Source organism: Paracoccus sp. (in: a-proteobacteria) (genome assembly GCF_030538755.1).
Lineage (GTDB): Bacteria > Pseudomonadota > Alphaproteobacteria > Rhodobacterales > Rhodobacteraceae > Paracoccus.
Genome location: NZ_JAUNTJ010000004.1, coordinates 85,988 through 105,557 on the forward strand (window position 1 = coordinate 85,988; position 19,570 = coordinate 105,557).

The window sequence follows — 19,570 nt, forward strand, 5'->3', positions numbered from 1 at the left end:
ACGGCGATTGCCACAAGTGGGGCGGGGCAATATCAAGCGTTAAACAGCACCTTGGTGGACCTGTATGAAGGCACTGCACATCCTGCTGCATTCGTGGCGGCAAGTGACCGGCAATCTTGAGCAAGCCCTGCGCATTTCCGCGCTGCCGATCCTGGCGCAGATTTTGCTGATCCTGGCGGCATTGATTATTGGCGGAATGCCACAGGCAGGGGGATTCGGCACCTTTCTGGCTCTGGCGCTGATCTGGTTGGTGGCGACGGCGGTCATGGCGGTGAACTGGCACCGCTATGTGCTGCTGAACGAACCGCAAAGCGCCATCCCGGCGCTGCGGGGGCAACCGCTGTCCGGCTATATCCTGACCATGCTGAAAATCGCCATCCTGATGCTGCCGGCCATGTTTGCAGGGGCGATGGTCCTGGCCATGGTTATGGGCCTTGCGTGGCGTCCAGATGATGACCCGCAACTGATGCGGGTTTTGATGAGAATCTTTGGCCTGGTCGTGGCGCTGCTGTTCATGCGGCTGTCGGTCGCGCTGCCGGGTGCGGCGGTGGGGGCCGCTGCGCCGCTGAAAACCGCATGGGCCGCGACGCGCGGCACCACCGGCACCTTGCTGGTGCTGACGCTTGTTCTGTATGGCCTGCAATGGGTTGCCGAATGGGTCTTTAACACGCTGGCCTATATGGTTCTTGCTGGCGCCATGCCGGGTGCCGCGATCTTGCTGACCGTGCTGGCCGTGGCGGGGGCGTGGCTGTTCACCTTTCTGTCGCTGTCGGTCATCACCACGCTTTACGGCCACTATGTCGAGGGGCGCGATCTGCGCTGACCCTTGCCAAAGCGGCGCTTTCGCGGCATGGGCGGGGCATGGAACCCTTTGCCCCCTCTGTCCGTCAGGCCGCCGTTGCCATCCGGTCGCTGTTCGACGCCACGCCGCTGCAACGCAATGACTTTCTGTCGGCCCGCTATGGTGCCGACATCTGGCTGAAGCGCGAGGATCTGACCCCGGTGCGCAGCTATAAGCTGCGCGGGGCCTTTAACGCGATGCGCAAGCATATGAGGGGGCGCAGCGGCGCGGATGCGCATTTCGTCTGCGCCAGCGCGGGCAATCATGCGCAGGGCGTGGCCTTTGCCTGCCGCCATTTTGGCGCGCGCGGCACCATCTTCATGCCGGTGACGACGCCCCGGCAAAAGATCGACAAGACCCGCGTCTTTGGCGGCGATTGCGTGGAAATCGTGCTGACCGGCGATTACTTCGACCAGACGCTGGCCGCCGCGCAGGAGTTTTGCGCCCAGCAGGGCGCGCAGTTCCTGCCGCCCTTCGATTCCCCCGATGTGATCGAGGGGCAGGCCACCGTCGCGATGGAGATGCTGGATCAGCTGGGCCGCGCCCCCGATCTGGTGGTGCTGCCGGTCGGCGGCGGCGGGCTGTCGTCGGGGGTGTCGAAATATCTGCGTGAACAGGCCCCGGAAACCCGGCTGGCCTTTGCTGAACCTTTGGGCGGGGCCAGTCTGCAAGGCGCACTGGAAACCGGCCAGCCTGTCACCCTGCCCGCCGTGGATGGCTTTGTCGATGGCGCGGCGGTGGCCCGCATCGGCGCGCTGCCCTTTGCCGAATTGCGGCGCTTTGCCCCCTCGGACGTGCATCTGGCGCCGGAAAACCGCATCTGCATCACCATGCTGGAAATGCTGAACACCGAAGGCGTGGTGCTGGAACCTGCGGGCGCGCTGGCCATCGACGTGTTGCAGGATCTGGACGATATTCAGGGCAAGACCGTCGTCTGCGTCTGCTCCGGCGGCAATTTCGATTTCGAGCGTCTGCCCGATGTCAAGGAACGCGCGCAGCGGTTCGCCGGGCTGAAACGCTATTTCGTGCTGCGCCTGCCCCAGCGGCCCGGCGCGCTGCGTGATTTTCTGCAATTGCTGGGGCCGGATGACGATATTTCGCGGTTCGAATATCTGAAGAAATCCGCCCGCAACTTTGGGTCGATCCTGCTGGGTGTCGAAAGCACCGCGCCGGAAAACCTGACCGCGCTGACCGAACGGCTGAGTGCCGCCGGATTCGCCTTCCGCGACATCACGCTGGATGACATCCTGTCGGAACTGCTGGTCTGACCGGACGGGGCCTAGCCCATCCGCCGCACCGCAGCCATGCCCAAGGCCCGCGCGCGTTTGCGCGGGTCGGTGTCGAACAGCGCGGCAAGCTGTTCGGTCATCGCGCCGCCAAGCTGTTCTACATCGGTGATCGTCACCGCGCGGTCATAGTATCGCGTCACGTCATGGCCGATGCCGATGGCCAGCAGCTCGACCTGTTTGCGCCGTTCGACCATGGCGATCACATCGCGCAGGTGCTTTTCCAGATAGTTCGCCGGGTTCACCGACAGGGTGCTGTCATCCACCGGCGCGCCGTCGGAAATCACCATCAGGATCTTGCGCGCCTCGGTCCGCTTCACCATCCGCCGATGCGCCCATTCCAGCGCCTCGCCGTCGATGTTTTCTTTCAGCAGACCTTCCTTCATCATCAGCCCAAGGTTCGGGCGCACGCGCCGCCACGGCGCATCGGCCCCCTTATAGATGATGTGGCGCAGGTCGTTCAGGCGGCCCGGCCCGGCGGGGCGGTTCTGTTTCAGCCATTGTTCGCGCGATTGCCCGCCCTTCCACGCGCGGGTGGTAAAGCCAAGGATTTCCACCTTGACGCTGCACCGTTCCAGCGTGCGGGCCAGCACATCGGCGCAGATCGCCGCGATGCTGATCGGCCGCCCGCGCATGGAACCGGAATTGTCGATCAGCAGCGTCACCACCGTATCGCGGAACTCGGTATCCTTTTCGACCTTGAACGACAGCGGAGTCGTCGGGTTCGCCACCACCCGCGCCAGACGGCCCGCGTCCAGCACGCCTTCCTCTTTGTCGAATTCCCAACTGCGGTTCTGCTGCGCCTGCAAGCGGCGCTGCAATTTGTTGGCCAGCCGCGATACTGCCCCGCGCAGCGGTTCAAGCTGTTTGTCCAGATAGGCGCGCAGCCGTTCCAACTCGGCCGGTTCAGCCAGATCCTCGGCCCGGATTTCCTCGTCATAGGTCTGGGCAAAGACCTTGTATTCGGCGCTTGCCTCGCTGACGGGCGGGGGCAGGTCGGGCGGCATGTCGGCATCGGGCATCTCTGCCTCGTCCGCCATTTCCTCGTCCGACTGATCGTCAAGGCTGACCTGCGCCTGCCGTTCGTCCTGCTGGCGTTCCTGACTGCGTTCGGGCGATGCCTCGGCATCCTCGCCGTCGTCGGGTTCGGCGGATTGTTCTTCGCCGGTGCGGTCCTGTTGTTCGGCTTCGTCCTCGGCCTCGTCCTCGGGCTGGTCGGGGTCTTCGCCCAACTGGTCGCCATAGCCCAGATCGCTGATGACCTGTCGCGCCAGCCGGGCAAAAGCCGCCTGATCGGCCAGTGCGGCAGACAGATCGCCCAGCGTCCCCGCCGCCTGCTGTTCGACGAAGGGCCGCCACAGATCGGCGATATGCTGCGCGCCGGGCGGCAGATCGCGGCCCGTCGCCGCCTGCCGCAAAATCAGCCCCGCCGCCACCGACAGGGGCGCATCGGATGCCGCCTTGATCTGCGCCCAGCCCTTTTTATCGGCCTCGGCCCCGATTTTCGCGTCGATATTCGACAAGGCGCCGGGCATGTCGCGCGCGCCCAATGCCTCGCACCGGGCGGTTTCCATCGCCTCATACAATTCACGCGCCATCGGCCCGGCGGGGGCATAGCGGGCATGGGTGGGCGCATCATGGTGGCGCAGTTTCATCGCCAGAGCATCCGCCGTGCCCCGCGCCAGCAGGATTTCATCCCGCGTCATCCGCCGGCTGACCTGAGGCAAGCGCATCGTATCGCCCGACACGCCAGCCGGGTCGGCGGTGAAGGTGACATTCAGTTCGTGATCCTCGGCCAAGGCACGGGTGGCCTCGGTCAGGGCTTTCTTGAACGGATCGGCGGGGTTGTCGGATTTGTTCATAGCGCCTTTTTCCAATACAAACTTGCCGCTGTCGAGCCAGAGTTGCGGTTGTCATCTGGATGGCCGCAGCCAAATGCCGTTCTGCGCCACAAAAGACCGGGCCTAATGCCGGGCGGGGTCACATTTCGCGGTCAGGCTGTCGCGGCGGGCAGGCCAGTCGGCCACGGGCACAGGCTGACGATCCTTGCCATTCGCATGACCCGAGGCCGGCTGATACGCCTCGGGGTCCAGATTGTCCCACGTCAGCGTCCAATCGCCGGTCAAAAGATTCCAGTCACAGGCCAGAACACCTGCCATCACCCGATCCCGCGATGAATATGTCCAGCCTGCGAGCAGAAGATCCCCATTGCGCACAGCAAGGGTCAGCGCAGATTCCCACACATGACGACCGACAGCCGTTTGCAGCTCGTGCAGGATCAGGCTGCCATTCCCGGCCAATTCCAGTTCGGGTATCTGCCCCGCCATCACACCTGCATAGGCCAGCCCCGGAACATGCAGGATCAATTCGCCCTCGCGATGATCGGGTGCGCCCGCGAACAGGTAGAAATCGACATCAACCGGGTCTTGTTCCGAGCGAACCAGCAATGCGCGCTCGGAACCGATGTAATCCGGCGCAAGATCGGCCTGCACCGCCGACAGCACCCGCGACAGGGCATCAGGCACAGGATCAGCGGCTGCCTGCGCCAAGGTGGTTGCGGGCATGGCTGTCAGCATGGCCGCAGTGAACACGGCCGCCTGCATCACCCCGCCTTGGCCGCCGCGCTTTCCGGCAGTTCTTCGTCGAACAGGCGCTGATAGAACTCGGCCACGGTCTGGCGTTCCAGCTCGTCGCATTTGTTCAGGAAGGTCAGGCGGAAGGCGTAACCGACGTTATCGAAGATACGGGCGTTTTGCGCCCAGCTGATGACAGTGCGCGGCGACATCACCGTGGACAGGTCGCCCTGCATGAAGGCGGTGCGGGTCAGGTCGGCCAGCGTCACCATCTGGCTGATGACCTTGCGGCCCTTTTCGTTGTTATAGGTCGGCACCTTGGCCAGCACGATGGCGGCCTCGGCATCATGGGACAGATAGTTCAGCGTCGCGACCAGCGACCAGCGGTCCATCTGGCCCTGGTTGATCTGCTGGGTGCCGTGATAAAGGCCGGTGGTATCGCCCAGACCCACGGTGTTGGCGGTGGCGAACAGGCGGAAATACGGGTTCGGGGTGATGACCTCGTTCTGGTCCAGCAGGGTCAGCTTGCCGTCGGCCTCCAGCACGCGCTGAATGACGAACATCACATCGGCGCGGCCCGCGTCATATTCGTCGAAGACGATGGCGGTCGGGTTGCGCAGCGCCCAGGGCAGGATGCCTTCGTGGAACACCGTCACCTGCTTGCCATCGACCAGCTTGATCGCGTCCTTGCCGATCAGGTCGATGCGGCTGACATGGCTGTCGAGGTTGACGCGCACGCAGGGCCAGTTCAGCCGCGCCGCCACCTGTTCGATATGCGTCGACTTGCCGGTGCCGTGATAGCCCTGGATCATCACCCGGCGGTTATAGGCAAAGCCCGCAAGGATCGCCATCGTGGTGTCGGGGTCGAATTTATAGGTCGGGTCCAGTTCCGGCACGCGGTCGGTGCGTTCCGCGAAACCGCGCACTTTCATATCGCTGTCGATGCCAAAGACTTCGCGCAGGTCGATGTCCTCGGTCGGTTTCGCGTTCTGATCCAGCATCGGCTTGCCCTTTCGTCTTGGTCGCTTGCTTGATCGCGCATTCATCCGCCGACCGCAAGGTGCGGGGCGTTGCATCGCGCCGCGGCGCGCCCTAACCTGCCGCAAAGATCACAAACGGGGCAAAGAGTGCTGGAAAACCGCCGGGCAGCGGCCGAAAACCTGATCCCGCAGATCGCCAGGGGTGATCGCGGCGCGTTTGATTCGCTTTATCGGCTGACGGCGGATTGGTTGCACGCGATCTGCCTGTCGGTGCTGAATGATCGCCAAAAGGCGGAAACCGCCTTGCAGGCGGTGTTCCGGCACATCTGGGACAATGCGGGCCAGCAGGAAGCCAGCGGGCTGAGCGCGCTGGCATGGCTGGTGGCGCTGACCCGCGCGCAGGCCATGGGCGCGACCTTTGCCCCGGCCAGCGGGCAGCCGGTCAGCATCCAGCCCGGCCTGCTGCGCCAGACGCTGGCCAGCCTGCCCGTGCCGCAGGCCGCCGCGCTGATCGAGGCGGCGCAAAAGGGCCGCGCCCCGGCTGACCCGGCGCTGCTGGACGCCGCCATTCAGGCCATCGCCTCTCCGCCCGACGATCAGACCGCAGCCGAGGTTCAGGCCGCGCGCATCGCCTTGGGCCTGCCCGACGCGGCAACGGCGGCGGCTGGCGCGGATGCGGCGCGGGTGCGCGGCTGGCAGGAACGCATCGCGGTGATCGCCGGGGATGTGACGCCGGTTCTGGTGCCCGCCCGCGCGCGGCTGGGCCTTGACCGGGCCTTGGGCCACGCCCTGCCCTCGGACATGGGCGAGATCGTGATTCGCGGGCGCGGCCGCCCCTCGTCAGGCAGCGAAGGCGGTGGTGGCTGGTTCTGGATCATCCTGCTGGCCGTGCTGGTCATCGGCGCGGCGGCTATCGTGCTGTGGCCGCAGATTACGCCCTGACCCCCCTTGCGCCGCGCCGCATCCGGCGTCACTGATCGTTTTTTGAACCACGAAGGATCACCGGGATGAGCGGGCTTATCGCATTGCTGGACGACGTGGCCGCGATCTCCAAGGTCGCGGCGGCCTCAATCGACGACGTGGCCGGTCAGGCCGCCCGCGCCGGGGCCAAGGCCGCCGGGGCCGTGATCGACGATGCGGCAGTGACGCCGAAATATGTGCATGGCTTTGACGCCAGCCGCGAAATTCCCATCGTGTGGAAAATCGCCAGAGGCAGCCTGTTCAACAAGCTGGTGATCCTGACCCCGGTGGCGCTGCTGCTGTCGGTCTTTGCGCCGCAGGCGATTCCGCCGCTGCTGATGCTGGGCGGGGCCTATCTGTGCTTTGAGGGGGCGGAAAAGGTCTGGCACATGATCCAGCCCGGCCACGACCACGACAGCGAGGCCCATATCCACCCCCAAGGCGACGGCGCCGCACTGGAAGAGGCGCGGGTCGCGGGCGCGATCAAGACCGATTTCATCCTGTCGGCGGAAATCATGACCATCGCCCTGTCCACCATTCCCACCGATGACAGTGTGCTGACCAAGGCGCTGATCCTGATGATCGTCGCCATCGGCATCACCATCGCCGTTTACGGCTTTGTTGCGCTGGTGGTGAAGGCCGATGATTTCGGCGTCTGGCTGGCCACGCGCGGGCGTGGCGCGCGGGCCGCTATCGGGCGCGGCATCGTGAAATTCATGCCGGGCTTCATGAAAACGCTGACGGTTGTTGGCACGGCGGCGATGCTGTGGGTCGGCGGGCAGATCGTGGTGCATGGCCTGCACGAACTGGGCCAGCATCAGCCTTATGAGTGGGTGCATCACATGGCCGAAAGCGCCGCCCACGCCCTGCCCGCAGCCCCCGGCGCGGCGGCATGGGTGGTGACGGCGTTCTTTGACGGCATCTTTGGCCTGCTGCTGGGGCTGGCGCTGATCCCGGTCGCAACGCGGCTTATCAACCCCGCCATCGCCGCCCTGCGCGGCAAGCCCGCAGACGGCAGCGGCCACTAAGCCGGGCGGCCCCTGCCCCGGCGCTATCCCCGCAGCGGATAGCGGGCGATGTCGTGAAACCGGCCCTGATCGTCCTCGCCCGACAGGGTGACGGCATCCACGACCAGCGGCCGGGGCAGGATCGGGTCCAGCACCGGGCGCAGCGCCGCCTCGACAGTGGCGGGGACATTCGGCCCGGTCAGCGTCATGTGAAAGCGGAACGCCTCCATCACCCAAGGGTAGCCCCAGCGGTCCAGCAGGCCGCGTTCACGCGGGGGCAGCGCATCGGGGTTGCGGCGGGCGCGGTCTTGCGGGGCCAGCGGCGGGCGGTGACGATCCAGCCCGCGCACCAGCGCCGCCGCCAGATCGGTCAGCGCGCCGGGCTGCGCCCTGGGAATCAGCGCCAGAAACCCGCCGACCCGCGCCAGCACCAGATCGCCCGCATCCACCGGGGCCAGCCCCGCAGCCAGCGCCGCCAGATCATCGGCCAGCGCCGCTGCCCCGTGAACCGCCGCGAAGGGAGGCCTCAGCGTGGCATGAAACCCATAGCGGCGCGGCACCTCGGTCAGCGCCGCGATCTGCGCCGGCGACAGCCCCTCCAGCGCGGGATGATCCACCGCCCGCCCCGCCGCACTGTCCCAGCCCAGCCACGCCGCCCCGAACCGCGCCAGATCTCCGGGCACAGGCGTATGATAAACCGCAAACCGGCGATAGCCTGCCATCTTGTTCCCCTTTCGCATCCCTGCCGTGTCCCACTGCAACAAAATCGCGCAATTGTGACGCACGCCCTTGCGGTGCCCCGACACGGCCCCTAACTGACCGCGAGACCGGCACAGGATGTAACATGCGCTCGACCCTTTCCTATCTGAAATGGCCCCTTATCGTCACCTTTGCCGGTATCGGGCTGGCCGGGCTGTTGGGCTGGCAATACAGCGGCACCATGGCCGGGGCGCTGTCGTTCCTGTTCATCGCGGCGGTGCTGGCGGTGCTGGAAATCTCGCTGTCGTTCGACAATGCGATCGTGAACGCGAACAAGCTGCAACAGATGACGCCGGTCTGGCAGCGGCGGTTCCTGACATGGGGCATCCTGATCGCCGTCTTCGGGATGCGGGTTCTGTTCCCGCTGCTGATCGTGGTGATCGCGGCGCAGATCGGGCCGGTTGCGGCGATCCAACTGGCCGCCACCCAGCCCGACCGCTATGCCGAACTGATCGGTGCCGCGCATCTGCCGATTGCCGCCTTTGGCGGGGCGTTCCTGATGCTGGTCGCGCTGAACTATTTCTTTGACCAGTCCAAAGAGGTCGATTGGATCGGCGGGCTGGAACGCCGCCTGCGCGCCGCCGGGTCGATCCGCGGGATGGAGGTCGGCTTTGTGCTGTGCTGCATCCTGATCTTTGTCTGGCTGCTGCCGGTGCGCGACGAACCGACCTTCATGTTCGCGGCCATCTGGGGGATCGTCACCTATCTGGCCGTCGATGCGCTTGGCTCGGTGCTGGACCGCTGGGGCGCGCCGGGCAAAGGCGGGGCCGCGCAGGCCGGTCTGGGCGGGTTCCTGTATCTCGAAGTGCTGGACGCCAGCTTCAGCTTTGACGGCGTGATCGGGGCATTCGCGCTGACGCAGAACCTGTTCCTGATCGCCATCGGCCTGGGCATCGGCGCGATGTATGTGCGCTCGATGACGGTGATGCTGGTCGAACGCGGCACGCTGGCCGAGTTCCGCTATCTCGAACATGGCGCGTTCTGGTCGATCCTGATCCTGTCGGTCATCATGTTCGGCCAGACCATGTGGCACATCCCCGAGGCGATCACCGGCCTGCTGGGCGCCAGCTTTATCGCCATGGCCTTTGTCAGCTCGATCCTGTGGAACCGCGCCAACCCCGACAAACACCTGCCTGAAGGCCATATCAACAAACACGGCCATTACGAAGATTAAGGCCGCGCCCGGACCTTTGGGCCGTTCGGACGCGGCAGCGCGTTGGGCTGCGGGGCGTTACAGCACCTTGTCCAGCACGGCGCGCAGACGGGCAACGGTGCCGTCCACATCCTGCAACTTGTCCAGCCCGAACAGGCCAAGGCGGAAGGTCGAGAAATCGGCCCCCTCGCCCACCTGCAACGGCACCCCGGCGGCAATCTGCATCCCATGGGCGGCAAATGCCTTGCCGGATTTGATGTCAGGGTCACTGGTATAAGACACCACCACCCCCGGCGCGCCGAATCCCTGTGCCGCGACCGAGCGGATGCCACGTTCGGCCAGCATCTCGCGCACGGCATGGCCCAGACGCCATTGCGCATCACGCGCCGCATCCCAACCCATGGCGCGCGTTTCAGCCATCGCCGCGTGCAGGCCGACCAGCGCATCGGTGGGCATGGTGGCGTGATAGGCATGGCCACCATCCTCATATGCAGCCATGATCGCGCGCCATTTCTTCAGATCCAGCGCAAAGCTGTCGCTGTCGGTTTCCGCCAGCCGCTGCGCCGCCCGATCCGACAGCATCACCAGCCCGGCCGAGGGCGAGGCCGACCAGCCCTTTTGCGGGGCCGAGATCAGCACATCAACGCCGGTCGCCGCCATATCCACCCAGATCGCCCCCGAGGCAATGCAGTCCAGCACCATCAGCGCCCCCACCTCATGCGCGGCTGACGCCAGTGCGGCGATGTAATCATCCGGCAGGATCAACCCGGCCGAAGTTTCCACATGCGGGGCAAACACCACATCAGGGCGCGCATCGCGGATCTGCTGCACAACGTCCTCGACCGGGGCGGGGGCATAGGCGGGCTGCGGCTCGTTCCCGGCGGGGCGGGCCATGGCCACGGTCAGTTCCCGCGCCCAGCCGCCCGCCTCGAAAATCTGGCTCCAGCGATAGCTGAACCAGCCATTGCGCACGATCAGCGCATGGGCATCGCGCCCGAACTGCCGCGCCACCGATTCCATCGCATAAGTGCCGCCGCCCGGAACGATGGCAACCTGATCGGCACGGTAAACCTCGCGCAGGGATGCCGACAAATCGCGCATCACCGCCTGAAACTTGTGCGACATATGGTTCAGGGAACGGTCGGTAAACACCACCGAAAATTCCAGCAAACCATCGGGGTCAACATCAGGGCGCAGGCCGGGCATGGGCGATCCTTTCACTATCCTCCGGCCCAGCCTAGCTTGCAGCCTTCTGCGGAACCAGCCCATCTTTGGTCCTTAAATATCCTCGGGGGTGACGAGGATCAGAAAAAGGTCCAGTGGACCTTTTTCCCGAGGAACGCCCGGCTTGCCGGGCCGGGGGGCGAAGCGCCCCCGGTTGCGGCCCCGCCACCCCGCCGGACCCAGCCCCCTTGCCAGCCCCCCGCCCGACACATTACCTTTGCGTCAGATCATAAACACCACAGGTTTCCATGCGCATCGGTATCCTTCAATGCGGCCAGTCGCCCGATCTGCTGAGGGCAGAGATGGGCGACTATCCCGATATGTTCACCCGGATGCTGGCCGGGCGCGGGTTTGACTTCAGCCACTACCATGTCGAGGACATGCAGTTCCCCGCCTCGGTTCACGATGCCGATGGCTGGCTGCTGACCGGATCGCGCCATGGCGCATACGAAGACCACGCCTTCATCCCTCCGCTGGAAGATTTCATCCGCAAGGCCCATGATGCGGGCGTGCCGATGGTGGGCATCTGTTTCGGCCACCAGATCATCGCGCAGGCCTTGGGCGGCACGGTTGAAAAATACGCAGGCGGCTGGGCTGTCGGCGCGCAGGATTACGACTTTGACGGCCAGCAGGTCACGCTGAACGCCTGGCATCAGGATCAGGTCACGGCCCTGCCGCCGGGGGCCACCGTCTGCGGCAGCAACGGCTTTTGCGAAAATGCGGCGCTGGTTTACGGCGACCGCGCCTTTACCGTGCAGGCCCACCCCGAATTCGAGGACCGCTTTGTTCAGGGCCTGATGCAGTTCCGCGCCAGCACCGTGCCCGACACGCTGCTGGACCGCGCCAATGCCCGCATGGATGCACCCAAATCCAGCGGCCTGATCGCCGACCGGATCGAGGCGTTCTTCAAACAGCCCCGCGCCAGCGTCCGGGGCGCGGCCTGATGTATTGCCCCGCTCATTTCGCCGAAACCCGGCCCGAAATTCTGGCGGGCCTGATTGCGGCGCATCCGCTGGGGTTGCTGATCTCGGCCACCGGGGGGCTGAGCGCAAATGCGCTGCCCTTCCAGATGAGCGGCGATGGCCTGCTGCGCGCGCATCTGGCCCGCGCCAACCCGCAACTGACCGGGCTTGACGGGGCCGAAGTGCTGGTGGTGTTTCAGGGACCGCAGGCTTACATCACCCCCGCGCTGTATCAGGCCAAGGCCGAAACCGGCAAAGTGGTGCCGACGTGGAACTATCTGATGGTGCAGGTGCGCGGCACCGCCCGGCTGCGCGATGATGCCGACTGGCTGGGCGATCAGATCGAGGCGCTGACCCGGCAGATGGAAACCGGCCTGCCCGACCCATGGGCCGTGACCGACGCGCCCGCCAGCTATATCAATGCGATGAAACGCGGCATCGTCGGGGTCGAGATCACCATCACCGACATCGCCGGCAAATGGAAAGCCAGCCAGAACCGCAGCGCCGCCGACCGCGCCAATGTGGCCGCTGCGCTGGCACACACTCATCCGGCGCTGGCCGCCGCCGCAACAGGTGACTTATGACCACGCCCGACTGGCTGAACCACGCCCCCGCCGCCGCCCGCCGCTATGTCGAGGGCAAGCGCCTGGACGAGGTGGAATGTATCGTCGCCGACATCGCCGGGGTGGCGCGCGGCAAGGCGATGCCTGCCTCCAAATTCGCGCGGCAGGAAAAATTCTATCTGCCGAACTCGATCTTTTTGCAGACCATCACCGGCGAATGGGCCGATAACCCGCAGGGCGCGTTCACCGAACCCGACATGATCCTGCGGCCCGATTTCACCACCGCCACCGCCGCGCCATGGACCGCCGATTATACGATGCAGGTCATCCATGACGTGCTGGACCAGCAGGGCCAGCCGGTCCCCATCGCACCGCGCAACGTGCTGAAACGGGTCGTCGGCCTGTATCACGAACGCGGCTGGCGCCCGGTCGTCGCCCCCGAGATGGAATTCTTTCTGGTCGCCCGCAACACCGACCCCAACCAGCCGATCATCCCTCCGATGGGCCGCACCGGGCGGCGCGCGGCGGCAAAGCAGGCCTATTCCATGTCGGCGGTCGATGAATACGGCCGCGTCATCGACGACATCTATGACTTTGCCGAGGCGCAGGGCTTTGAAATCGACGGCATCCTGCAAGAAGGCGGGGCCGGTCAGGTCGAAATCAATCTGAACCACGGCGATCCGGTCGCCTTGGCCGACGAGATTTTCTATTTCAAGCGCCTCATCCGCGAGGCCGCGCTGCGTCACGACTGTTTCGCCACCTTCATGGCCAAGCCGATCGAGGGCGAACCGGGCAGCGCCATGCACATCCATCATTCGGTGGTGGACGCGAAAACCGGCAAGAACATCTTTTCCGACGCGCAGGGCCGCGAGGCGCCGGAATTTCTGCATTTCATCGCCGGGATGCAGAAACACCTGCCCGCCGCCGTTGCCTTGCTGGCACCCTATGTGAACAGCTATCGCCGCTATGTCCCCGACTTTGCTGCGCCGATCAATCTGGAATGGGGCCGCGACAACCGCACCACCGGGCTGCGCGTGCCGATTTCCAGCCCGGAATCGCGGCGGGTGGAAAACCGGCTGGCGGGGATGGATTGCAACCCCTATCTGGGTCTGGCCGCATCGCTGGCCTGCGGCTATCTGGGGCTGACCGAGGCGGAAAACCCGCGCGCGGAATGCTTGGGCGATGCCTATATGTCGCAGGACGAACTGCCCTATAACCTTGGCGACGCGCTGGACCTGATGACCGAAAACGAGCCGATGCGCGGCGTCTTGGGCAGCGAATTTGTTGCCGTTTACGAATCGGTCAAGCGCAACGAATACAAGGAGTTCCTGCAAGTCATCAGCCCATGGGAACGTGAACATCTGCTGTTGAACGTGTGATGCGGGCCGGTCTGCGATGACGGCGGCGAGTTATTCCCAATCCACCGCCTTGGGGGCCTTGCGTTCCTGCACCGTCACCTCGTGCAGATAGCGGCGCGGGTTCCCGCACATCCAGCAGGAACAAAGCGCCAGATGATTCGCCGCTTTGGCCTTTTATCATGGGGATAGATCTTGCGCGCCCGCGCCTTCATCCGGGCCATATCAGCGCGGCGGCGGGAAAGAGACATGGCAACACCCTGACCAACAAGCCGCCCGAACAGCGGGCAGGCCGAATATAGGCCGTCTGCACCCAGATCGCGACCCCGGCCATCGTCACAACATCTTGCAAATCTTTGCCGCCATCCAGCGGGTGCGGGCTTGCGCGGCAAAGATCGCCTTGGCCGACACAACGCGCTATTCTGGGGCAGGAACGGAAACCCGTCAGGCACGGCGTAACGAAACCAAGCCTGCCTGCGGCTTTCCCGCAACATGGACCGTAGAGCAATCCGATGAACCTTCTGTTCGCCAATGACCGCGCCGGGCAATATCCGCCCAGCCTGTATGCCGAAACGCGCCTGCCCTTTGATCCGCAGCCGCCCCTGCGCGGCGAACAGCGCGCCGATGTGGCGGTGATCGGCGCGGGTTACACCGGACTGTCGGCGGCGCTGCATCTGGCGCGGGCGGGGCTGTCGGTCGCGGTGGTCGAGGCGCACCGGGTCGGATTCGGGGCTTCGGGGCGCAATGGCGGGCAGATCGGATCGGGCCAGCGGCAAGAGGTGGACTGGCTGGAGTCGCGCTATGGCCGCGACACCGCCCGTCAATTATGGGCCATGGCCGAGGACGCCAAGGCGCTGACCCGCGATCTGGCCGCGCAGGCCGGGGTGGCGGTCCATGACGGCGTGGCCCATGCCTGCCGCACAGCCGCCGAACTGCGCCACGCCCATGACATGGCCGAGCGTCTGGCCCGCGATTACGGCTATGACCGCGTTCAGCCGCTGAACCGCGAGGCATTTCGCGCGCTGGTGCCCTCGGACGCTTATATCGGCGGCGATCTGGACCGGGGGGCGGGGCATGTGCATCCGCTGAATCTGGCCATCGGCATGGCGCGGCTGGCGCAGGATGCCGGGGCGCAGATTTTTGAAGCCTCGCTGGTGCGCGACATCCGCCACGCGGCGGGCAGGCCCAGCGTGGTGCAATGCGATCACGGCCGGGTGCTGGCCGATCACGTCATTCTGGCGGGCAACGGCTATCTGGGCGGGCTGGACCGGCGGGTGGCGGCGCGGGTGATGCCGATCAACAACTTCATCGTCGCCACCGCGCCGCTGGGGGATCGCGCGGCACAGGTTCTGGCGGAACACATCGCTGTGGCCGACAGCAAGTTCGTGGTGAATTACTGGCGGCTGTCGGATGACGGGCGGCTGATCTTTGGCGGCGGCGAGAATCTGGGCTATCGCTTTCCCACCGACATCCGCGCCAAGGTGCGCCCGCATCTGCTGTCGGTTTATCCGGGGCTGGAGGATGTCGAGCTGACCCACGCCTGGGGTGGCACGCTGGCCATCACCATGAACAGGATGCCCTGCCTGATGCGCCCCGCGCCGAATACTTTGGCGGCCGGGGGGTATTCGGGCCATGGCGTCGCGATGGCCACTCTGTGCGGACGCCTGATGGCCGAGGCGGTGCGCGGGCAGGCAGCGGGCTTTGATGCCCTGGCGGCTGTCCCGGTGCCGCCGTTTCCGGGCGGCGCGCTGCTGCGCTGGCCGCTGCTGGTGGCGGGGATGAGCTGGTTTGCGCTGCGGGATCGGTTGGGGGTTTAGCGTGCCGCCCGAAGGCCGGGGGTTTCACACCCCCGGACCCCCGTGGGATATTTAGGGACCAAAGATGAGGCGGGGTTTTGGCGCCATTCATTCCGCAGTTGCGGGGGCGTGATGCCCTGCTGTGGTGGGGGCTTAGGGCAGCGGATTGGTGCGGTGCAGGCGGATTTTCAGGCCGCCGTGGTCCACGATCGGGCCGGGGGGCAGCAGCGGCAGGGCGGTGGCGCGGGCGAGGCCGGATTCGCTGGTGACGATGCCGACGCGCCAGCCCGAGAATTTGTCCAGCAGGGTTTTGCCAAGCGCGGCGTGCAGGCCGAACAGCGGGCCTTTGTTGCCGATCCGCGTGCCGTAGGGCGGGTTGACGATCACCAGACCGGGCGGGCCGTCGGGGCGTTCGAGGGCCGACACCGGGTTGGTCTGGAAATCGCACCACGCGCCCACGCCTGCGGATTGCGCGTTCTGGCTGGCGGCACGGATGGCGCCTGCGTCGCGGTCGCTGCCGTAAAAGCGCGCGGCGGGGCTGTGGGCCGGGGTCGGCTGGCGCAGCGAGGCAAGGGCTGCGGCATCGGCGGTGGCCAGTTGCTGAAAGGCGAAATCGCGCGTGCGGCCCGGTTGCAGACCGGCGGCGATTTCGGCCGCTTCGATGATGAAGGTACCCGATCCGCACATCGGGTCCAGCACCGGCTCGGCTCCGGTATAGCCGCAATCGCGCAGGAACAGCGCCGCCAGCGTTTCGCGCATCGGCGCCTTGGAAACCGCCGGCTTGTGGCCACGTTTGTGCAGGGATTCGCCGCTGGTATCGACGCTGATCGTGACCAAATCATCCTCGATCCGGGCCTTGACGGTGATCGCCTCGCCCTTTTCGACCACGGGCGCGCCCAGTTCCTCGGCTATGGCGCGGGCGATGCGCTGGCTGGCCGCGCCCGCGTGATAGATCCGCGAGGCGCGGCAGGTGGTATCGACGCGCACCGGCACATCGCGGCGCAGCACCGCGCCCCAGTCGAATTTGCGGGCGCGTTTGTCCAGTTGCGCCAGATGCAGCGCCCGGAACGATCCGATCCGCGCCAGCACCCGTGTTGCCCCGCGCAGGTTCAGGTTCGCCTGCCAGACATCGGGCCAGCCGCCGGTGATCGTGACCCCGCCCGCCACCTGCGCGGCATCGGGCCAGAAGGCCCGCGCCTCGTCCAGCAGCAAAGGTTCCAGCCCCGGCGCGCAGGCCAGAAATATCTCGAATCTGTCGTCCATGCGCCCGGTTAAGCGGAAACGGGCGTCAGGCCAAGCACTTCGGCACCGATCTGGTAACTGCGCAGCCGCGCCTGCGGGTCGAAGATATGGCCGGCAAGGATCAGTTCGTCCGGGCGATAGCGGTCGATCAGCGCGTCAAGCTGGGTGCGCACGGTGTCGGGGCCGCCCACGGCGCTGACAGCCAGCGCCGCGTTCACCGCCGCCTGATGCTGGGGCGGCACCACCGCATCCAGATCATCGACCGGCGGCGGCATCAGGCCGGGGTTGCCGCTGCGCAGCCGGTAAAAGCTGATCTGCTGGCTGGTGCGCAGCCGCGCGGCCTGTTCGTCGGTATCCGCCGCGATCAGGTTGGCGGCCAGCATGAAGCGCGGCTGATCGCCCCACGGGCCGGGCTGGAACTTTTCCCGATACAGCCGCACCGCCTGATCCAGATCGCCGGGGGCAAAGTGGCTGGCGAATGCGTAGGGCAGGCCAAGCGCCGCCGCCAGCGAGGCACCATACAGCGACGACCCCAGAATCCACACCGGCACATGCGTGCCCTGCCCCGGATGGGCCGCGACACGCGCGCCGGGCTGCGGATCGCCCAGATAGGTCAGCAGCTCGATCACGTCATCGGGGAACTGGTCGTTGCGCGCCATGCCCCGGCGCAGCGCCACCATCACCGCGCCATCGCCGCCGGGCGCGCGCCCCAGCCCGAGGTCGATGCGCGGGCCGTGCAGGGTGGCCAGCGTGCCGAACGCCTCGGCCACGGCCAGCGGCGCGTGGTTGGGCAGCATGATCCCGCCCGCACCGACGCGGATGGTTTTCGTATGCTGCGCCACATGCCCGATCAGCACCGCCGTGGCGGCGCTGGCGATACCGGCCATGTTATGATGTTCGGCCAGCCAGAAACGGTGATAGCCCCAGCCCTCGGCGGCCTGCGCCAGACGGACAGAGTTGCGGAACGACGCGGCGGGGTCAGACCCCTCGGTCACGGGGGACAGGTCAAGGATCGAGGTTTTCATCCCGCACAGATAGGCAGCCCGGCGCCGTCTTGCCAGTTCCGGGCCGCATGGCTGCCATGCGTCGAATGGCCGCTGGACAGTGCCACAACGCAGTCGCATCATGCGAACCCAGAGGAATTCGGGGGGATACATATGCTGCTTGGCCGCATGATGCACAAACACCTGCTTATCAGCAGCCTGCTGGAACATGCCGAACTGTATCACGGCGGGACCGAGATCGTTTCGGCCCGGACCGAGGGCGGGTTCGACCGCACCACCTGGGGCGAGATGGGGCAGAACGCGCGGCGTCTGGCCTCGGCCCTGCTGGCGCGGGGGCTGGAACCGGGCGACCGTATCGGCACGCTGGCATGGAACAACATGCGCCACCTGCAACTGTATTTCGGCGTTCCGGGGGCGGGGCTGGTGTGCCACACCATCAACCCGCGCCTGTCGCCCGAACAGATGGTCTTTATCATCAACGACGCCACCGACCGGATGCTGTTCATCGACGCGACCTTCGTGCCGCTGGTGGCCAAGATCCGCGACCAGTTGCCGAACCTGCGCGCCGTGGTGCTGATGGGCCCGCGCGATGAATCCGCCGCCGCCCAGATCGACGGGTTGCTGTTCCACGATGACCTGCTGGCCGAAGGCGACCCGGCCTTTCCGTGGCCCGAAATCGACGAAACCGCGCCGTCTTCGCTGTGCTATACTTCGGGGACGACCGGCAATCCCAAGGGGGTGGTCTATTCGCACCGCTCGACCCTGCTGCACGCGCTGGTCGGCAATCAGGCCGAAGGCTTTGGCATCACGGCGCGCGATACGGTGATGCCGGTGGTGCCGATGTTCCACGTCAACGCATGGGGCACGCCCTATATGGCCGCCGCCACCGGCGCGCGGCTGGTGCTGCCCGGCCCGCGGCTGGACGGCGAAAATCTGGCCCGGCTGATTCAGGCCGAGCGGGTTACGGTATCGGCGGGCGTGCCGACGATCTGGATGGGCCTGCTGGCCGGGATCGAGGCGACGGGCGCGGATGTATCCTCGATGACGCGCACGGTTGTGGGCGGATCGGCGCTGCCGCCCTCGATGCGCGCGGCCTTTCGTGACCGCCACAATATTGAGCTGATCCACGCATGGGGCATGACGGAAACCAGCCCGCTGGGGACGATGAACTTTCCGCTGGCGAAACACGACGCCCTGCCCGGCGATCAGGCCGACCTTATCCGGCAGGGTCAGGGTCGCCCGCTGCTGGGGGTGCAGTTGCGGATTCTGGGCGATGACGGCCAGCCGCTGCCGCATGACGGGCAGACGCAGGGCGAATTGCAGATCAAGGGCCACTGGATCGTGGACACCTATTTCGCGCAGGAAAAAACCGCGCTGACATGGGATGGCTGGTTCGACACCGGCGACATTGCCACCATCGACGCCGACGGTTTCATGATTATCCGCGACAGGTCCAAGGACATCATCAAATCCGGGGGCGAGTGGATTTCCACGGTCGAGCTGGAAAACATCGCCATCGCCCATCCCAAGGTCGCCAATGCCGCCGCCATCGCAGCGCGGCATCCGAAATGGGATGAACGCCCGGTGGTGATCGTGCAGCCCCGCCCGCAATCCGGGCTGGACGAGGCGGAACTGCTGGAGTTTTACAAGGGCAAGGTGCCGGGCTGGCAAATCCCCGACAAGGTAATCTTTGTCGAGACCCTGCCACTGGGTGCCACCGGCAAGGTGGTCAAGGCCGATCTGCGGGCCGAATACGGCGATGTGCTGTGGCCCGAGGAAGGGCGCGGCCTGTAAGACCGCCGCACATACCGCGCCGCCGCAGGGGCGCGACCTTGGTGCCCCTGCCCCACCCCTTCTGCCCCCAT

17 protein-coding genes are annotated in these 19,570 nt (G+C 66.0%); 10 read left to right on the top strand and 7 right to left on the bottom strand.

Annotated elements, in window-relative coordinates; translation table 11 throughout:
* The first annotated feature begins 64 nt into the window (after positions 1-64).
* Both Q4G14_RS03705 and ilvA read left to right on the top strand, forming a co-directional pair.
* A complete protein-coding gene (locus Q4G14_RS03705) occupies positions 65-823 on the top strand; it encodes a hypothetical protein (RefSeq protein ID WP_303360377.1) in 759 nt (252 codons plus the stop codon).
* 38 nt (positions 824-861) lie between these two features.
* On the top strand, positions 862-2,109 hold the full coding sequence (gene ilvA, locus Q4G14_RS03710; RefSeq protein WP_303360378.1) for a threonine ammonia-lyase IlvA: 1,248 nt from the start codon (positions 862-864) through the stop codon (positions 2,107-2,109).
* An 11-nt stretch (positions 2,110-2,120) separates the two neighbouring features.
* On the opposite strand, the gene cobT is transcribed toward ilvA, so the two are convergent.
* From cobT to cobS, 3 genes are all read right to left on the bottom strand, one after another.
* A complete protein-coding gene (gene cobT / locus Q4G14_RS03715; RefSeq protein ID WP_303360379.1) occupies positions 2,121-3,989 on the bottom strand; it encodes a cobaltochelatase subunit CobT in 1,869 nt (622 codons plus the stop codon).
* A 102-nt stretch (positions 3,990-4,091) separates the two neighbouring features.
* Positions 4,092-4,730: a hypothetical protein gene (locus Q4G14_RS03720; RefSeq protein WP_303360380.1), complete on the bottom strand. Its 639-nt coding sequence runs from the start codon at positions 4,728-4,730 to the stop codon at positions 4,092-4,094.
* Positions 4,730-5,701 carry a cobaltochelatase subunit CobS gene (gene cobS / locus Q4G14_RS03725; RefSeq protein WP_303360381.1) on the bottom strand — a complete coding sequence of 324 codons (972 nt, stop codon included), beginning with the start codon at positions 5,699-5,701 and terminating at the stop codon, positions 4,730-4,732. Before cobS ends, Q4G14_RS03720 begins: the two co-directional genes overlap by 1 nt.
* A 126-nt stretch (positions 5,702-5,827) precedes the next feature.
* On the opposite strand from cobS, the gene Q4G14_RS03730 reads away from it, so the two are divergent.
* Positions 5,828-6,622, top strand: coding sequence for a hypothetical protein (locus Q4G14_RS03730; RefSeq protein WP_303360382.1), 795 nt, complete (start codon positions 5,828-5,830; stop codon positions 6,620-6,622).
* Between the two features lie 65 nt (positions 6,623-6,687).
* A complete protein-coding gene (locus Q4G14_RS03735) occupies positions 6,688-7,668 on the top strand; it encodes a DUF808 domain-containing protein (protein WP_303360383.1) in 981 nt (326 codons plus the stop codon).
* 23 nt (positions 7,669-7,691) lie between these two features.
* On the opposite strand, the gene Q4G14_RS03740 is transcribed toward Q4G14_RS03735, so the two are convergent.
* Positions 7,692-8,369 (bottom strand): DUF1045 domain-containing protein, encoded by a 678-nt coding sequence (locus Q4G14_RS03740; protein ID WP_303360384.1) that lies wholly within the window; start codon positions 8,367-8,369, stop codon positions 7,692-7,694.
* Positions 8,370-8,491: 122 nt separating this feature from the next.
* Between Q4G14_RS03740 and Q4G14_RS03745 the strand changes: the two genes are divergently transcribed.
* Positions 8,492-9,580, top strand: coding sequence for a DUF475 domain-containing protein (locus tag Q4G14_RS03745; protein WP_303360385.1), 1,089 nt, complete (start codon positions 8,492-8,494; stop codon positions 9,578-9,580).
* Positions 9,581-9,637: 57 nt separating this feature from the next.
* Here Q4G14_RS03745 and Q4G14_RS03750 read toward each other — a convergent pair whose 3' ends face one another.
* Positions 9,638-10,765: an aminotransferase class V-fold PLP-dependent enzyme gene (locus Q4G14_RS03750; protein WP_303360386.1), complete on the bottom strand. Its 1,128-nt coding sequence runs from the start codon at positions 10,763-10,765 to the stop codon at positions 9,638-9,640.
* A gap of 266 nt (positions 10,766-11,031) precedes the next feature.
* Between Q4G14_RS03750 and Q4G14_RS03755 the strand changes: the two genes are divergently transcribed.
* From Q4G14_RS03755 to Q4G14_RS03770, 4 genes are all read left to right on the top strand, one after another.
* Positions 11,032-11,727: a type 1 glutamine amidotransferase gene (locus Q4G14_RS03755; RefSeq protein ID WP_303360387.1), complete on the top strand. Its 696-nt coding sequence runs from the start codon at positions 11,032-11,034 to the stop codon at positions 11,725-11,727.
* Positions 11,727-12,329, top strand: coding sequence for an FMN-binding negative transcriptional regulator (locus Q4G14_RS03760; protein WP_303360388.1), 603 nt, complete (start codon positions 11,727-11,729; stop codon positions 12,327-12,329). The genes Q4G14_RS03755 and Q4G14_RS03760 overlap by 1 nt, the downstream gene beginning before the upstream one ends.
* Entirely contained in the window at positions 12,326-13,687 is a 1,362-nt protein-coding gene (locus tag Q4G14_RS03765) for a glutamine synthetase family protein (RefSeq protein WP_303360389.1), read from the top strand. The genes Q4G14_RS03760 and Q4G14_RS03765 overlap by 4 nt, the downstream gene beginning before the upstream one ends.
* 488 nt (positions 13,688-14,175) lie before the next feature.
* On the top strand, positions 14,176-15,480 hold the full coding sequence (locus Q4G14_RS03770) for an FAD-binding oxidoreductase (protein WP_303360390.1): 1,305 nt from the start codon (positions 14,176-14,178) through the stop codon (positions 15,478-15,480).
* A 132-nt stretch (positions 15,481-15,612) separates the two neighbouring features.
* Here the strand turns inward: Q4G14_RS03770 and Q4G14_RS03775 are convergent, their stop codons facing one another.
* Positions 15,613-16,722 (bottom strand): class I SAM-dependent RNA methyltransferase, encoded by a 1,110-nt coding sequence (locus Q4G14_RS03775; RefSeq protein ID WP_303360391.1) that lies wholly within the window; start codon positions 16,720-16,722, stop codon positions 15,613-15,615.
* Between the two features lie 8 nt (positions 16,723-16,730).
* On the bottom strand, positions 16,731-17,726 hold the full coding sequence (locus Q4G14_RS03780; protein ID WP_303360392.1) for an LLM class flavin-dependent oxidoreductase: 996 nt from the start codon (positions 17,724-17,726) through the stop codon (positions 16,731-16,733).
* A gap of 135 nt (positions 17,727-17,861) precedes the next feature.
* On the opposite strand from Q4G14_RS03780, the gene Q4G14_RS03785 reads away from it, so the two are divergent.
* Positions 17,862-19,499, top strand: a complete 1,638-nt coding sequence (locus Q4G14_RS03785; RefSeq protein ID WP_303360487.1) for a long-chain fatty acid--CoA ligase — start codon at positions 17,862-17,864, stop codon at positions 19,497-19,499.
* Positions 19,500-19,570 lie beyond the last annotated feature (71 nt).

Coding starts and splice junctions, on each gene's coding strand:
- Q4G14_RS03705 (WP_303360377.1), top strand. CDS start 65: ATGAAGGCACTGCACATCCTGCTGCATTCGTGGCGGCAAGTGACCGGC.
- ilvA (WP_303360378.1), top strand. CDS start 862: ATGGAACCCTTTGCCCCCTCTGTCCGTCAGGCCGCCGTTGCCATCCGG.
- cobT (WP_303360379.1), bottom strand. CDS start 3,989: ATGAACAAATCCGACAACCCCGCCGATCCGTTCAAGAAAGCCCTGACC.
- Q4G14_RS03720 (WP_303360380.1), bottom strand. CDS start 4,730: ATGCAGGCGGCCGTGTTCACTGCGGCCATGCTGACAGCCATGCCCGCA.
- cobS (WP_303360381.1), bottom strand. CDS start 5,701: ATGCTGGATCAGAACGCGAAACCGACCGAGGACATCGACCTGCGCGAA.
- Q4G14_RS03735 (WP_303360383.1), top strand. CDS start 6,688: ATGAGCGGGCTTATCGCATTGCTGGACGACGTGGCCGCGATCTCCAAG.
- Q4G14_RS03740 (WP_303360384.1), bottom strand. CDS start 8,369: ATGGCAGGCTATCGCCGGTTTGCGGTTTATCATACGCCTGTGCCCGGA.
- Q4G14_RS03745 (WP_303360385.1), top strand. CDS start 8,492: ATGCGCTCGACCCTTTCCTATCTGAAATGGCCCCTTATCGTCACCTTT.
- Q4G14_RS03750 (WP_303360386.1), bottom strand. CDS start 10,765: ATGCCCGGCCTGCGCCCTGATGTTGACCCCGATGGTTTGCTGGAATTT.
- Q4G14_RS03755 (WP_303360387.1), top strand. CDS start 11,032: ATGCGCATCGGTATCCTTCAATGCGGCCAGTCGCCCGATCTGCTGAGG.
- Q4G14_RS03760 (WP_303360388.1), top strand. CDS start 11,727: ATGTATTGCCCCGCTCATTTCGCCGAAACCCGGCCCGAAATTCTGGCG.
- Q4G14_RS03765 (WP_303360389.1), top strand. CDS start 12,326: ATGACCACGCCCGACTGGCTGAACCACGCCCCCGCCGCCGCCCGCCGC.
- Q4G14_RS03770 (WP_303360390.1), top strand. CDS start 14,176: ATGAACCTTCTGTTCGCCAATGACCGCGCCGGGCAATATCCGCCCAGC.
- Q4G14_RS03775 (WP_303360391.1), bottom strand. CDS start 16,722: ATGGACGACAGATTCGAGATATTTCTGGCCTGCGCGCCGGGGCTGGAA.
- Q4G14_RS03780 (WP_303360392.1), bottom strand. CDS start 17,726: ATGAAAACCTCGATCCTTGACCTGTCCCCCGTGACCGAGGGGTCTGAC.